The organism is Streptomyces sp. Je 1-369, assembly GCF_026810505.1.
Lineage (GTDB): Bacteria > Actinomycetota > Actinomycetes > Streptomycetales > Streptomycetaceae > Streptomyces.
This window is the reverse complement of record NZ_CP101750.1, coordinates 5,619,851-5,633,409: the sequence shown is the minus strand read 5'-3', so window position 1 is coordinate 5,633,409 and position 13,559 is coordinate 5,619,851. Positions and strand designations below refer to the sequence as shown.

Here is a 13,559-nt window from a genome sequence, read left to right as displayed (position 1 = left end):
GGTCAGTAGCAGTCTTGGGAATACCTGGAACAAGACAAGTGCTCAACTTTCTACGGGGTTTGAGCGGAGAGGTAGGTTCAGCGCATGACCAGCGACGCCAGCGACGGCCACACCGGCGAGTACCGGACCGAGCACGACTCCATGGGCGAGGTACGGGTCCCCGCGCACGCCAAATGGCGCGCCCAGACCCAGCGCGCGGTGGAGAACTTCCCCATCTCGGGCCAGGTCCTGGAGCGCGCCCACATCGCCGCGCTCGCCCGGATCAAGGCGGCCGCCGCCAAGGTCAACGCGGAGCTCGGGGTGGTCGACAAGGACGTCGCCGACGCCATCGCGGACGCGGCGGCCGAGGTCGCCGACGGGCGCTGGGACGACCACTTCCCCGTCGACGTCTTCCAGACCGGCTCGGGCACGTCGTCGAACATGAACACCAACGAGGTACTCGCCACCCTCGCGACGGAGCGCCTCGGCCGCGACGTGCACCCCAACGACCACGTCAACGCCTCGCAGTCCTCGAACGACGTCTTCCCTTCCTCGATCCACATCGCGGCGACGGGCGCGGTCAGCAACGACCTGATCCCCGCACTCGAACACCTCGCCGCCGCCCTGGAGCGCAAGGCCGAGGAGTTCTCGGACGTCGTGAAGTCCGGGCGCACGCACCTCATGGACGCGACGCCGGTGACGCTCGGCCAGGAGTTCGGCGGGTACGCGGCCCAGATGCGGTACGGCGTCGAGCGGCTCCGCGCCTCGCTCCCCCGCCTCGCCGAACTGCCGCTGGGCGGCACGGCCGTGGGCACCGGCATCAACACCCCGCCCGGCTTCTCCGCGGCCGTCATCGCCGAGGTCGCACGGACCACGGGGCTGCCGCTGACCGAGGCGCGCGACCACTTCGAGGCGCAGGGCGCGCGGGACGGCATCGTCGAGACCAGCGGACAGCTGCGCACGATCGGCGTCGGCCTGACGAAGATCGCGAACGATCTGCGGTGGATGGCGTCGGGCCCGCGCACCGGCCTCGCCGAGATCAGCCTGCCGGACCTCCAGCCCGGCTCCTCGATCATGCCCGGCAAGGTCAACCCGGTCATCCCGGAGGCCGCCCTGATGGTCGCCGCGCAGGTCACCGGCGCTGACGCGACGGTCGCGGCGGCGGGCGCGGCAGGCAACTTCGAGCTGAACGTCATGCTGCCGGTCATCGCCAAGAACGTCCTGGAGTCCGTCCGGCTCCTCGCCAACGTGGCGCGCCTGCTCGCCGACCGCACCGTCGACGGCATCACCGCGCACCGCGAGCGGGCCAGGGAGTACGCGGAGTCGTCGCCGTCCGTCGTGACGCCCCTGAACAAGTACATCGGGTACGAGGAGGCGGCGAAAGTCGCCAAGAAGTCCCTCGCCGAACGGAGGACGATCCGCGAGGTCGTCCTCGAATCCGGGTACGTCGAGCGGGGCGACCTCACCCTGGAACAGCTGGACGAGGCGCTGGACGTCCTGCGGATGACGCATCCGTAGCGATACCGCCTACCGGCACAGGCGGACGTCTAGTATCTGTGCATGACAGACCTCGACGGGAAGACGGCGGCCGGCGGCGGGGCGGCGCGGTGGGCGCCCGGGGACCACATCCTGTGGCGGTACCGGGAGAACTCCGGGAACCGGGTCCACATCTGCCGCCCCGTCACCGTCGTGCGGGACACCGACGAGCTGCTCGCCGTGTGGCTGGCGCCCGGCACCGAGTGCGTGAAGCCGGTGCTCGCCGACGGCACGTCCGTGCACGACGAGCCGCTGGCCACCCGCTACACCAAGCCGCGCACCGTCCGCCGCGACCGCTGGTTCGGCACCGGCGTCCTGAAGCTGGCGAGGCCGGACGAGCCGTGGTCGGTCTGGCTGTTCTGGGAGCCGGGCTGGCAGTTCAGGAGCTGGTACGTCAATCTGGAGGAGCCGCGGACCCGTTGGGCCGGAGGCGTGGACTCCGAGGATCACTTTCTGGACATCTCCGTGAGCCCGGACCGCAGCTGGCGCTGGCACGACGAGGACGAGTTCGCCGAGGCCCGCAGGGCCGGTCTGATGGACGCGGACAAGGCCGCCGACGTACGTGCGGCGGGCCGCGCCGCGCTCGACGTGATCGCCGCTTGGGGGGCGCCGTTTTCGGACGGCTGGCAGCACTGGCGTCCCGATCCGTCCTGGGTCGTACCGTCCCTTCCGGATGACTGGGACCGTACACCCGCGCATGTGACGTCATGAGACCCTTGATGCGCCCCCGTGGTTCAAACGTAGGATCGTCCTCCGCAAGGGCGCACAGCAGTAACTCCGAGGGTCTGCGCGGTGCCTGACAGGAAGTCATTGAGGGGCGGCAGAACGTGAGCGAGGACCGCAGAGGTCAGGCCGAGGCCTTTGACGCCATCGGGCAGCACTACGACGACGCCTTCCCGCACAAGGAGGGTCAGCTGGCCGCGGGGCGCCACCTCGTGGCGGCGCTACCGGCGGGTTCCCGCATCCTCGACGTGGGCTGCGGCACCGGCCTTCCGACCGCACGGCAACTGACCGAATCCGGCCACTCGGTGCTCGGCACGGACATCTCTACGGGCATGCTTGAGCTGGCGGGAAAGAACGTGCCGGCCGCCGAGTTCCGGCAGCTCGACATCGCCGAGCTGCGGGCCGAAGGCCCCGGCGGAGTCGGCAGGTTCGACGGCATCGCGTGCTTCTTCGCCCTCCTGATGCTGCCGCGCGCCGAGATCCCCGAAGCGCTGCGGCTGCTGCACGGCCTGCTGCGACCGGGAGGCCTGATGGAGCTGTCCATGGTCGAGGCCGACCTGGACGACGCCGCGATTCCGTTCCTGGGGCACACAATCCGGGTATCGGGTTACCTGGCAGACGAACTGCGGCAGGTCGTGCGGGACGCGGGATTCGAGATCACCGGCGAGGACACGTATGCGTACGCTCCCGCAAGCACCGACGCACCACCCGAGCACCAGGTCTTTCTGCACTGCCGACGCGGCTGAGCAACGTGCAATGGACGGCGCGCACCGCGCGCAGCCCCGGACGGACGGATTCAAAACGCGTGACGGAGCACCTCACCCCCCACGAGGGTCGCAAGGCACCAGCTGCCCGGCCGACCGCCCCCGCGGATGCCCGCGGGGCGCTGCTGCGTTCCCCGGAGACTTCGGAGGGCGGTGGCAGCACAGCCGTGCCGTCCTCCGGTGAGCACACCCAGTCCCCGGCCGCCGAGCCCGACCCGCACCGGCCGCGCCCCGTGCCCGAGAGCGGCGTGCCGTCGCAGTCGGGCCCCGCACCCGTGGGGCCGCCGGACGGCGAGGAGCGGCGCTCCGGTCAGTCGAGGCCGCCCGGCGCGGGCCCGGTGGCCATGCGGCGCGACGGCGACCGGCTGCGCTTCGTGGGCGCCGCGACCCGGCGCATCGCCCGCGGCATCGACCTCGACGAGATCGTGATGGGCCTGTGCCGGGCGACGGTGCCGACGTTCTCCGACGCGATCCTGGTCTACCTGCGCGATCCGCTGCCGGTCGGCGACGAGCGGCCCACGGGTCCGCTGGTGCTGCGGCTGCGCCGCTCCGACCGGCTGCGCTCCATCGAGGAGGGCGAGGAGCCGGACACCGACGGCGGCAGCACGCTGCCCGCGCTGCAGATGGTGCAGCCCGACATCACCGACGTGATGGGCAGCGCCGAGCTGTGCGAGGTGCGGCCCGGCGGCGCGCTCGCCGAGGTGCTGCGCGGAGTGCGCCCGGTCTTCGCCGACTCGGCGGCGGCGCGCGCCGCGCTGCCCGAACTGCTCGGCGAGGGCCGCACCCTGCCGGGCGGACAGCGGGGAATCCTCGCGCCGCTGCGGGGCCGCCGCAGGGTGATCGGCGCGGCCGTGTTCCTGCGCCGCCCCGACCGGCCCGCGTTCGAGGCGGACGACCTCCTTGTCGCCGCCCAGCTCGCCACGCACAGCGCGCTCGGCATCGACAAAGCGGTCCTGTACGGCCGCGAGGCGTACATCGCCGACGAGCTGCAGCGCACCATGCTCCCCGAGACGCTGCCGCGCCCGACCGGCGTGCGCCTCGCCTCGCGCTACCTCCCCGCGGCCGAGACGGCCCGGGTCGGCGGCGACTGGTACGACGCGATCCCGCTGCCCGGCAGCCGCGTCGCCCTGGTCGTCGGTGACGTCATGGGGCACTCCATGACGTCGGCGGCCATCATGGGCCAGCTGCGGACGACCGCGCAGACACTCGCCGGGCTCGACCTGCCGCCCCAGGAGGTCCTGCACCACCTGGACGAGCAGGCTCAGCGGCTCGGCTCCGACCGCATGGCGACCTGCCTGTACGCGGTCTACGACCCGGTCTCGCACCGCATCACCATCGCCAACGCCGGGCACCCGCCGCCCGTCCTGCTGCACCTGGGCGGCCGCGCGGAGGTCCTGCGGGTGCCGCCGGGCGCCCCCATCGGCGTGGGCGGCGTCGACTTCGAGGCCGTGGAGCTGGACGCCCCCGCGGGCGCGACCCTGCTCCTCTACACGGACGGGCTCGTCGAGTCCCGCCTCCGCGACGTGTGGACCGGCATAGAGCAGCTCCGGGAACGGCTCGCCGCCACCGCCCAGCTGACGGGCCCGGACCACCCGCCGCCCCTCGAGGCGCTCTGCGACGAGGTGCTGGACATGCTCGGCCCCGGCGACCGGGACGACGACATCGCGCTGCTCGCCGCCCGCTTCGACGGGATCGCGCCGAGCGACGTGGCGTACTGGTTCCTCGAACCGGAGAGCGCGACGCCGGCCCGGGCCCGCAGGCTGGCCCGCAGCGCACTGGCCCGCTGGGGCCTCGAAGAGCTGACCGATTCGGTGGAGCTGCTCGTCAGCGAGGTCGTGACGAACGCCGTGCGGTACGCGTCGCGGCCGATCACGCTGCGGCTGCTCCGCACCGACGTGCTGCGCTGCGAGGTCGGCGACGACGTGCCGCAGCTGCCCCGGCTCCGGCAGGCGCGCGCGACGGACGAGGGCGGCCGCGGCCTGTACCTGGTCAACAAGATGGCGCGGCGCTGGGGTGCGACGCGGCTGAGCACCGGCAAGGTGGTCTGGTTCGAGCTGAACCGGAGCTGACCCCCGGCGACGTACGTACGAAAAGGCGCCCCGGACCTCGATGGTCCGGGGCGCCTCTTTGTCGTCTCAGTCCCTGCTGGGCCTGCCGTCCTCCGGGTCCGGGGGCCCGTCGGTGTCCGTCGGGTCCGGGTCGGTCGTCGGCGTCGGTGTCGTTTTGGTCGGTGTCGGCGTCGGGGTCGGCGACGTCGACGACTTCGTCGGGGTCGGTGTCGGCGTCGGCTTCTTGGACGGCTCGTCGTCGTCCTCAGGCGCCGTCGGAGTGCCCGACGGGTCCTTCGGGGCCTTCGACGTCGGGTCCGGGACCGGCGCGATGGCGGCGCCCATGTTCGTGTCGAGGTCGAACGAGCTCGGCGAGCCCATCGCGTCGAACGTGTAGGCCGCCCAGATCTGGGCGGGGAAGCCCGAGCCGTTGATGCGGGGGAAGCCGCCCGCGCCCTTCATGGACACCTGCTTGCCCTTTGCGCCCTCACCGAACAGGCCGACGGCGGTGACCATCTTCGGCGTGTAACCGGCGAACCAGGCCGACTTGTTGTCGTCGGAGGTACCGGTCTTGCCCGCGACGTCCTGTGAGGGGTTGCGGACCGCGCTGCCGGTGCCGTCGTCGACCACGCCGGTCAGGACCGAGGTGATCGAGTCGGCGGTGCCGCGCTGGACGACCTGGTCGCCGATCGGGTCCGGCAGGTCGACCGTGCGGTCCTTGTGCTCGACGGAGCCGACCAGGGCCGGGGTGACCTTCTTGCCGTGGTTGTCGAGCGTGGCGTAGACACCGGCCATCTCCAGCGGGCTCGCGCCCATGGAGCCGAGGGTCTGGGCGGGCACGGCGGGCAGTCCCTTGACGTCCATGCCGAGCTTGCCCGCCGTCTCCATGACCTTGGGCATGCCCACATCCACGCCCATCTGCGCGAAGACGGAGTTGACGGACTTGTTCATCGCCTTCTGGACGGTGACGGGTCCGTAGCTGACGCCGTCCTCGTTGGGCGGTGCGAACGCGACGTCGCCGCCCTTGACCGGCCGCTTGCTGGTGCCGTCGTAGACGGTGCTCGCGGTGATCGGCAGGCCTTCCTGCGTCTTGGAGCCGTTCTCCAGGGCCGCGGCGAGGATCAGCGGCTTGAAGGTGGAGGCCGGCTGGTAGTCGCGGCGGGTGGCGTTGTTCGTGTAGTGCTTCACGTAGTCCTCGCCGCCGTACATGGCGAGGACCTTGCCCGTCTTCGGGTCGACGGACGCGGCGCCGGCCTGGACGCGAGCGTCCGCCTTGTTCTTCTTGCGGTCGAGCTTGTCGTCCAGCTTCGCGTCGACGGCCTTCTCGAGCTGCTTCTGCTTCTTGGGGTCGATGTTCAGGGTGACGGTGTAACCGCCGGACTCGAACTCGGCCTCGCTGAGGTTGCTGTTGCGCAGGACCTCGCGCTTGGCCTCCTCCACCAGGTAGCCGATCTGGCCCTCGCGGCCGGGCGGCGCCTTGGGGCTCTTCGGCTCGGGGAACGTCAGTCCCTCGCGCTTGCCGGAGTCCAGCCAGCCCTCTTCGACCATGTTGTCGAGGACGTAGTTCCAGCGCTGCTTGACGAGCTTCTTGCCGGTCGGCGTCGCGGCCGCCCAGTCGTACTGGCTCGGGGCCTGGAGGAGTGCGGCGAGGTAGGCGCCCTGCTGGACGTTCAGCTTCTTGGCGTCGACCTGGTAGTAGGCCTGGGCGGCGGCCTGGATGCCGTACGCGCCGCGGCCGTAGTAGCTGGTGTTGATGTAGCCCGCGAGGATGTCGTCCTTGCCCTTCTCGCGGTCCACCTTCAGCGAGATGACGAGTTCCTTCAGCTTGCGGCTGACGGTCTGGTCCTGGCTGAGGTAGTAGTTCTTCACGTACTGCTGGGTGATCGTCGAGCCGCCCTGCTTGCCCTTGCCCGTCACCGTGTTCAGGACACCGCGGGCCGTGCCCTTGAAGTCGATGCCCTCGTCCTTGTAGAAGGACTTGTTCTCGGCGGCGACGAAGGTCTTCTGGACGTCCTCGGGGACCTTGTCCAGGTCGACGATCTCGCGGTTCACGTCCCCGGTCCGCGCGATGACGTCACCGTTGCTGTACTTGTAGACGTTGCTCTGCTTCCTCGCCGCGGCATTGCCCTTGGGGATGTCCACCACGAGGTACAGCACCACGAAGCCGAGCATGCCGAGCAGGCAGAACCCGAGGAACGTTCCGAGGATCTTCTTCCAGGTGAAGAAGCGGCGTATGCCGGTGCGCTTGCCGCCGGACGGGCGCTTGCGCGCTGCCCTGCGGGCCCCGCGCTGCCGCGCTTGTCGTTCTTCGGCTCGGCCCATGACTGAGATTGCTCCGCTTCGGTCTAGTCAACATGCGTACGACGAGTCAGCTCATGAAGCTAACACCGCACCCTGGGACAAACTCCTGCCGATCCGGTCTTCTGCGGACGTGACAATGAGCACCTGCCCCTTAGGAACCGACGTTCCCAGGGCCCCGATGGTTGCCCGGTCTCGCACAAATGTGCTCCACGACCGACGTATGCACTGGGCGTATACACCGCACGTATACACACCGTGTAGAGTGCTCCGCATGTCCATTGGCCACACCCTTCTGGGACTCCTGGAGTCCGGCCCCCGGCACGGATACGACCTCAAGCGCGCCTTCGACGAGAAGTTCGGGCACGACAAACCCCTGCACTACGGACAGGTCTACTCGACCATGTCCCGCCTCCTGAAGAACGGCCTCGTCGAGGTCGACGGCATAGAGGCGGGCGGCGGCCCCGAACGCAAGCGGTACGCGATCACCGAAGCCGGCATCACGGATGTCCAGCGCTGGCTCGCCACCCCGGAGAAGCCCGAGCCCTACCTCCAGTCCACCCTCTACACCAAGGTCGTCCTCGCGCTCCTCACCGACCGCGACGCCGCCGAACTCCTCGACGTGCAGCGCGCCGAACACCTGCGCCTGATGCGCATCCTCACCGACCGCAAGCGCAAGGGCGACCTCGCCGACCAGCTCATCTGCGACCACGCGCTGTTCCACCTCGAAGCCGACCTGCGCTGGCTGGAGCTCACCGCCGCGCGCCTCGGCAAGCTCGCCCAGGAGGTGCGCTCCGCATGACCCCCGCAGGTTCCCTTCTCGTGGCTGACGGACTCCGCAAGTCGTACGGCCCCACCACCGCGCTCGACGGCGCGGCCTTCTCCATCCACCCCGGTGAGGTCGTCGCCGTCATGGGTCCTTCCGGCTCCGGAAAGTCGACCCTGCTGCACTGCCTCGCCGGGATCGTCCGCCCCGACGAGGGCTCCATCACGTACAACGGCCGCTCCCTGACCGGCCTCTCGGACGCCGAGCTGAGCGCCCTGCGCCGCAGTGAGTTCGGGTTCGTCTTCCAGTTCGGCCAGCTCGTCCCCGAACTCACCTGCGTCGAGAACGTCGCGCTCCCGCTGCGGCTGAACGGCGCGAAGCGCAAGGAGGCCGAGGCCACCGCCCGCACCTGGATGGAGCGCCTGGAGGTCGACGACGTCGCCGCCAAGCGGCCCGGCGAGGTCTCGGGCGGCCAGGGCCAGCGCGTCGCCGTCGCCCGCGCCCTCGCCACGAGCCCGCGCGTGATCTTCGCCGACGAGCCGACCGGCGCCCTCGACTCCCTCAACGGCGAGCGCGTCATGGAGCTCCTGACCGACGCCGCACGCTCGACCAACGCGGCCGTGGTCCTGGTGACCCACGAGACCCGCGTCGCCGCCTACTCCGACCGCGAGATCGTCGTGCGCGACGGCCGCTCCCGCGACATGGAGCGGATCGTATGAGTGCCTGGATACGTGACCTGGGCATGGGCATGCGGTTCGCGGCGGGCGGTGGCCGGGAGGGCTGGATCCGTACGATCCTGACCGCCGTCGGCGTCGGCCTCGGCGTCGCCCTCCTGCTCGGCGCGGCCTCCGTACCGCAGCTCCTGGAGAACCGCGACGACCGCGCCGCCGCCCGCACGCCGCACTTCGCGCCGGACGGCAAGCCGCCCAAGGCGGACGACACGACCGTCATGCTGCGCGACACCGGCACCGAGTTCCACGGCCGCACCCTGACCGGCAAGTTCCTGAAGGCCGACGGCGACCACCCGGTGCTGCCGCCGGGGCTCGACAAGATCCCCGCCCCCGGCGAGATGGTCGTCTCGCCCGCCCTGCGCGACCTGCTCGACGACCCGTCGAACACGCTGCTCAAGGAGCGGTTCGGCAAGTACCGCCAGACCGGGACCATCGGCGAGGCGGGACTCATGTCACCGCTCGAGCTCCACTACTACGTGGGCGCCGACCCGCTCACCCCGGCGCAGGGCGCCCACCGCTTCGCGGGCTTCGGCGAAGACGACTCCCTGCCGCTCGACCCGTTCCTGATGGCACTCGTCGTGCTGATCTGCGTCGTCCTGCTCACCCCCGTGGCGATCTTCATCGGCACCGCGGTCCGGTTCGGCGGCGACCGGCGCGACCGGCGCCTCGCCGCGCTGCGCCTCGTCGGCGCGAGCGCCCGCTCGGTACGCAGGATCGCCGCGGGCGAGGCGCTGTTCGGCGCGCTGCTCGGGCTCGCCTTCGGTGCCGTCCTCTTCCTGCTCCTTCGGCAGCTGGTGGGCGTGGTCGACCTGACGAACGTCAGCGCGTACCCGTCCGACATGGTGCCCGCGCCCGGCCTCGTGGCGCTGGTCGCGGTGGCCGTGCCGGTCTGCGCGGTCCTGGTGACGCTGATCTCGCTGCGCTCGGTCGCCATCGAGCCGCTCGGCGTGGTCAGGGGCGGCAAGCAGCGCAGGCGCCGCCTGTGGTGGCGGCTCGTCGTGCCGGCCGCCGGTATCGCGATCCTGCTCCTCTCCGGCCGCATCGACGCCGACATGGGCAACGAAGCGGTCAACGTGACGGCGATCGCGGTGGGTTCGGCGCTCGCCCTGATCGGGCTCAGCGCGCTGCTTCCCTGGCTCGTCGAGGCCGCCGTGGGACGGCTGCGCGGAGGCCCCGTGCCGTGGCAGCTCGCCGTCCGCAGGCTGCAGTTGACGTCGGGCACGGCGTCCCGCGCGGTCAGCGGGATCACCGTCGCAGTGGCGGGCGCGGTGGCGCTGCAGATGATGTTCGCGTCCATGCACGACGACTTCAACCAGGTCACCGGGCAGGACCCGACGCGCGCGCAGCTGACGGTGCGCAGCGGGACCGGCGACGGCCCGCTCGCCCAGCGGATGATCGACGACTTCGCACGGACGGAGGGCGTCACGAAGGTCATCGGGACCGTGCAGGCGTACGTCACGCGGCCCGGCGGCAAGAAGGTCAACGACATGACGCCGACCACGGAACTGACCATCGGCACCTGCGCGACCCTGCGCGAGCTGGCGCACCTCGATTCCTGCGAGGACGGCGACACGTTCGTCTCGCACACGGGCAGCCGGGAACAGAACGGCTGGGTCGACACGACCGCACGCCCCGGCAAGCCGGTCAACGTCGGACCCGACCCCGACTTCAACGAGGGGGCGAAGCCGGTCCTGTGGACGCTGCCGAAGAGCACGCCCACGGTTCGGGCCAGGCCCAACCCGTCCGGCACGAAGTTCGACGGCATCTTCGCCACGCCCGGCGCGGTGGACATCAAGCTGCTGGACGACGCGTCGACGACGTCCTGGGTCAAGCTCGACCCGAAGGTGCCGCACGCGGACGAGCACGTACGCAACGCGGCGGCCCGCATCAGCCCGTTCCTCGGCGTCGACTCGCTCCAGGCGGTCGACCGCGACAAGCAGTACGCGTCGATCGCGCGCGGGCTCCAGATCGGCGCGAGCGTCACGATGGCGCTGATCGCCGCGTCGATGCTGGTGTCGATGATGGAGCAGCTCCGCGAACGCAAGCGGCTCCTCGCGGCGCTCACCGCGTTCGGTACGCGCCGCTCGTCGATGGCGTGGTCGCTCCTGTGGCAGACGGCGATCCCCGTCGCCCTCGGCCTGGCCCTGGCCATCGTCGGCGGCCTCGGCCTGGGCGTGGTCATGACCCGCATGATCGGCAAGAGCGTCACGGACTGGTGGTCGTTCGTCCCCCTGACGGGTGCGGGAGCGGCCATGGTGGCAGCGGTGACGCTGCTGAGCCTCCCGCCCCTCCGCCGCATGATGCGCCCGGACGGCCTCCGCACGGAGTAGCCCCCTCCGGGGGTGTCCCTCAGGCGCGGGGCGCGGGGAGGCTTTTAGGGGCGCGGGGAACTGCGCGACAAGCCCCCACCGGCCCGCAGGAAAACACGCGCCGCGGCGGTCAGGAGAGCCGGTGCGGGCGGATCACACGACCCGCACCGGCAAGGGACGAACCGCCTCCTTCAAGGCGGCGGCCAGCTCCTCGTACTCGGCGGCCCGCGCAGCGCCCGTGCGCATCGCGAGCGCGATCCGCCGAGTAGGGGCGGGGTCGGCGAAGTACCCGGTCAGGAGCTGGTTGCTGCGGGTCGTCTCGACCCGCACCGCCGTGCGCGGCAGGAGCGTCACCCCGAGCCCGCCCGCGACCAGCTGGACCAGCGTGGAGAGCCCCGCGGCCGTCGTCGTGACCGGCGCGTCCGCGCGGCCCGCCTCCCGGCAGATGTCGAGCGCCTGGTCCCGCAGACAGTGGCCCTCGTCCAGGAGCAGCAGGTTCAGCTCCTTCAGCGCCTCGCGCGGGATACCCTCCCGGCCGCCGAGCCAGTGGTCGAGGGGCGTGACGAGTACGAAGTCCTCGTCGAAGAGGGGAAGTTCGGTGACGCCGGGCATGCCGAGCGGCACGGCGAGCAGCAGCAGGTCGAGCCGGCCCGCGGTGAGCCCTTCGAGGAGCGAGGAGGTCTGCTCCTCGTGCACCTGGAGGTCGAGGTCCGGATACCTCTCGTGGACCAGGGCGATCACCGTCGGCAGCAGGTAGGGCGCGACCGTCGGGATGACGCCGAGCCGCAGCGCCCCGGTGAACGGCGCCTTGACCGCGTCGGCCTCCTCCATGAGCGCCTCGACCTCGTCGAGGACCGCCTCGACGCGCACCGCGAGCCGCTCGCCCGCGGGCGACAGGAGCACCTTGCGCGTGGTCCGCTCCAGGAGCTGGACACCCAGTGCCTCCTCCAGCGCGGCCACGGCCCCCGAGAGCGCGGGCTGGCTCATCCCGATCGCCGAGGCCGCATCGCGGAAGTGCAGATGCTCGGCCACGGCGGCGAACGCGCGCAGCTGCGCCAGGCTGGGCTGTTTCCCGCTGGGTTGCTTGCCCCTATTTATGGCACGCACTGATAACCACCTCCGATCAACATGACCCACTCTAGCTATTTCCCTAATCAATGCACCCTGTGCCACCATCGACATCAGTCCAACCCCACAGGAAAGTCCTCAAAAGGGACTCTCTCGCGCAAGGAGTACGTGTGCTCACTGTCGGTGACAAGTTCCCCGAGTTCGACCTGACCGCCTGTGTCTCGCTGGAGACCGGCAAGGAGTTCGAGCAGATCAACCACAAGACCTACGAGGGCAAGTGGAAGATCGTCTTCGCGTGGCCCAAGGACTTCACCTTCGTGTGCCCCACCGAGATCGCGGCGTTCGGCAAGCTGAACGACGAGTTCGCCGACCGTGACGCCCAGGTCCTCGGCTTCTCCGGCGACTCCGAGTTCGTGCACCACGCCTGGCGCAAGGACCACCCGGACCTGACGGACCTGCCCTTCCCGATGCTGGCCGACTCGAAGCACGAGCTCATGCGTGACCTCGGCATCGAGGGCGAGGACGGCTTCGCGCAGCGCGCCGTCTTCATCGTGGACCAGAACAACGAGATCCAGTTCACGATGGTGACCGCCGGTTCCGTGGGCCGTAACCCCAAGGAGGTCCTCCGGGTCCTCGACGCCCTGCAGACCGACGAGCTGTGCCCCTGCAACTGGAGCAAGGGCGACGAGACCCTCGACCCGGTCGCGCTGCTCTCGGGCGAGTGAACGGAGGCTACTGACATGGCACTCGACGAACTGAAGTCCGCCGTACCGGACTACGCCAAGGACCTGAAGCTGAACCTCGGCTCGGTCATCGGCAACTCGGACCTGCCGCAGCAGCAGCTGTGGGGCACCGTGCTGGCCTGCGCCATCGCGTCCCGCTCCCCGAAGGTGCTGCGCGAGCTCGAGCCCGAGGCGAAGGCGAACCTCTCCCCCGAGGCGTACACGGCCGCCAAGTCGGCCGCCGCCGTCATGGCGATGAACAACGTCTTCTACCGCACGCGTCACCTGCTCTCCGACCCGGAGTACGGGACGATGCGCGCCGGTCTGCGGATGAACGTCATCGGCAACCCGGGAGTCGAGAAGGTCGACTTCGAGCTGTGGTCCCTCGCGGTCTCCGCGATCAACGGCTGCGGCCAGTGCCTGGACTCGCACGAGCAGGTCCTGCGCAAGGCCGGCGTGGACCGCGAGACGATCCAGGAAGCCTTCAAGATCGCCGCGGTCATCCAGGCGGTCGGCGTCACGCTGGACTCCGAGGACGTCCTCGCGTAACGCACCCGAAGACACGACAGTGGGCCGGAACCCCAGGGTTCCGGCCCACTTCGCGTTCCCGGGAAG

11 protein-coding genes are annotated in these 13,559 nt (G+C 70.6%); 9 read left to right on the top strand and 2 right to left on the bottom strand.

Annotation, left to right across the window (positions count from 1 at the left end):
• Positions 1-84: 84 nt before the first annotated feature.
• From NOO62_RS25810 to NOO62_RS25795, 4 genes are all read left to right on the top strand, one after another.
• Entirely contained in the window at positions 85-1,497 is a 1,413-nt protein-coding gene (locus NOO62_RS25810; RefSeq protein WP_268773235.1) for a class II fumarate hydratase, read from the top strand.
• 42 nt (positions 1,498-1,539) lie between these two features.
• Positions 1,540-2,226, top strand: coding sequence for a DUF402 domain-containing protein (locus NOO62_RS25805; RefSeq protein ID WP_268773234.1), 687 nt, complete (start codon positions 1,540-1,542; stop codon positions 2,224-2,226).
• Positions 2,227-2,342: 116 nt separating this feature from the next.
• Complete coding sequence (locus tag NOO62_RS25800) at positions 2,343-2,984, top strand: class I SAM-dependent DNA methyltransferase (protein ID WP_268773232.1); 642 nt, start codon at positions 2,343-2,345, stop codon at positions 2,982-2,984.
• A gap of 59 nt (positions 2,985-3,043) precedes the next feature.
• Positions 3,044-5,071 (top strand): SpoIIE family protein phosphatase, encoded by a 2,028-nt coding sequence (locus tag NOO62_RS25795; RefSeq protein ID WP_414930883.1) that lies wholly within the window; start codon positions 3,044-3,046, stop codon positions 5,069-5,071.
• A 66-nt stretch (positions 5,072-5,137) separates the two neighbouring features.
• Here NOO62_RS25795 and NOO62_RS25790 read toward each other — a convergent pair whose 3' ends face one another.
• Entirely contained in the window at positions 5,138-7,372 is a 2,235-nt protein-coding gene (locus NOO62_RS25790; protein ID WP_268773230.1) for a transglycosylase domain-containing protein, read from the bottom strand.
• Positions 7,373-7,622: 250 nt separating this feature from the next.
• On the opposite strand from NOO62_RS25790, the gene NOO62_RS25785 reads away from it, so the two are divergent.
• Genes NOO62_RS25785 through NOO62_RS25775 form a run of 3 tightly spaced genes read left to right on the top strand, consistent with a single transcriptional unit; the run spans position 7,623 to position 11,175 of the window.
• Complete coding sequence (locus tag NOO62_RS25785; RefSeq protein WP_268773229.1) at positions 7,623-8,150, top strand: PadR family transcriptional regulator; 528 nt, start codon at positions 7,623-7,625, stop codon at positions 8,148-8,150.
• Positions 8,147-8,833: an ABC transporter ATP-binding protein gene (locus NOO62_RS25780; protein ID WP_268773227.1), complete on the top strand. Its 687-nt coding sequence runs from the start codon at positions 8,147-8,149 to the stop codon at positions 8,831-8,833. The genes NOO62_RS25785 and NOO62_RS25780 overlap by 4 nt, the downstream gene beginning before the upstream one ends.
• Positions 8,830-11,175 (top strand): FtsX-like permease family protein, encoded by a 2,346-nt coding sequence (locus NOO62_RS25775; RefSeq protein WP_268773226.1) that lies wholly within the window; start codon positions 8,830-8,832, stop codon positions 11,173-11,175. Before NOO62_RS25780 ends, NOO62_RS25775 begins: the two co-directional genes overlap by 4 nt.
• 132 nt (positions 11,176-11,307) lie before the next feature.
• On the opposite strand, the gene NOO62_RS25770 is transcribed toward NOO62_RS25775, so the two are convergent.
• Positions 11,308-12,261 (bottom strand): LysR substrate-binding domain-containing protein, encoded by a 954-nt coding sequence (locus NOO62_RS25770; protein ID WP_268773225.1) that lies wholly within the window; start codon positions 12,259-12,261, stop codon positions 11,308-11,310.
• A gap of 131 nt (positions 12,262-12,392) precedes the next feature.
• Here NOO62_RS25770 and NOO62_RS25765 point away from each other — a divergent pair, with 131 nt between their 5' ends.
• Together NOO62_RS25765 and NOO62_RS25760 are read left to right on the top strand one after the other, a co-directional pair.
• Positions 12,393-12,947, top strand: coding sequence for a peroxiredoxin (locus tag NOO62_RS25765; RefSeq protein ID WP_164321132.1), 555 nt, complete (start codon positions 12,393-12,395; stop codon positions 12,945-12,947).
• 15 nt (positions 12,948-12,962) lie between these two features.
• Positions 12,963-13,493 (top strand): alkyl hydroperoxide reductase, encoded by a 531-nt coding sequence (locus NOO62_RS25760; protein ID WP_150171587.1) that lies wholly within the window; start codon positions 12,963-12,965, stop codon positions 13,491-13,493.
• Positions 13,494-13,559: the final 66 nt, after the last annotated feature.

Excerpts from the sequence above, each read along its gene's own strand:
- NOO62_RS25810 (WP_268773235.1), top strand. The coding sequence starts at position 85 with ATGACCAGCGACGCCAGCGACGGCCACACCGGCGAGTACCGGACCGAG.
- NOO62_RS25805 (WP_268773234.1), top strand. The coding sequence starts at position 1,540 with ATGACAGACCTCGACGGGAAGACGGCGGCCGGCGGCGGGGCGGCGCGG.
- NOO62_RS25790 (WP_268773230.1), bottom strand. The coding sequence starts at position 7,372 with ATGGGCCGAGCCGAAGAACGACAAGCGCGGCAGCGCGGGGCCCGCAGG.
- NOO62_RS25785 (WP_268773229.1), top strand. The coding sequence starts at position 7,623 with ATGTCCATTGGCCACACCCTTCTGGGACTCCTGGAGTCCGGCCCCCGG.
- NOO62_RS25780 (WP_268773227.1), top strand. The coding sequence starts at position 8,147 with ATGACCCCCGCAGGTTCCCTTCTCGTGGCTGACGGACTCCGCAAGTCG.
- NOO62_RS25775 (WP_268773226.1), top strand. The coding sequence starts at position 8,830 with ATGAGTGCCTGGATACGTGACCTGGGCATGGGCATGCGGTTCGCGGCG.
- NOO62_RS25760 (WP_150171587.1), top strand. The coding sequence starts at position 12,963 with ATGGCACTCGACGAACTGAAGTCCGCCGTACCGGACTACGCCAAGGAC.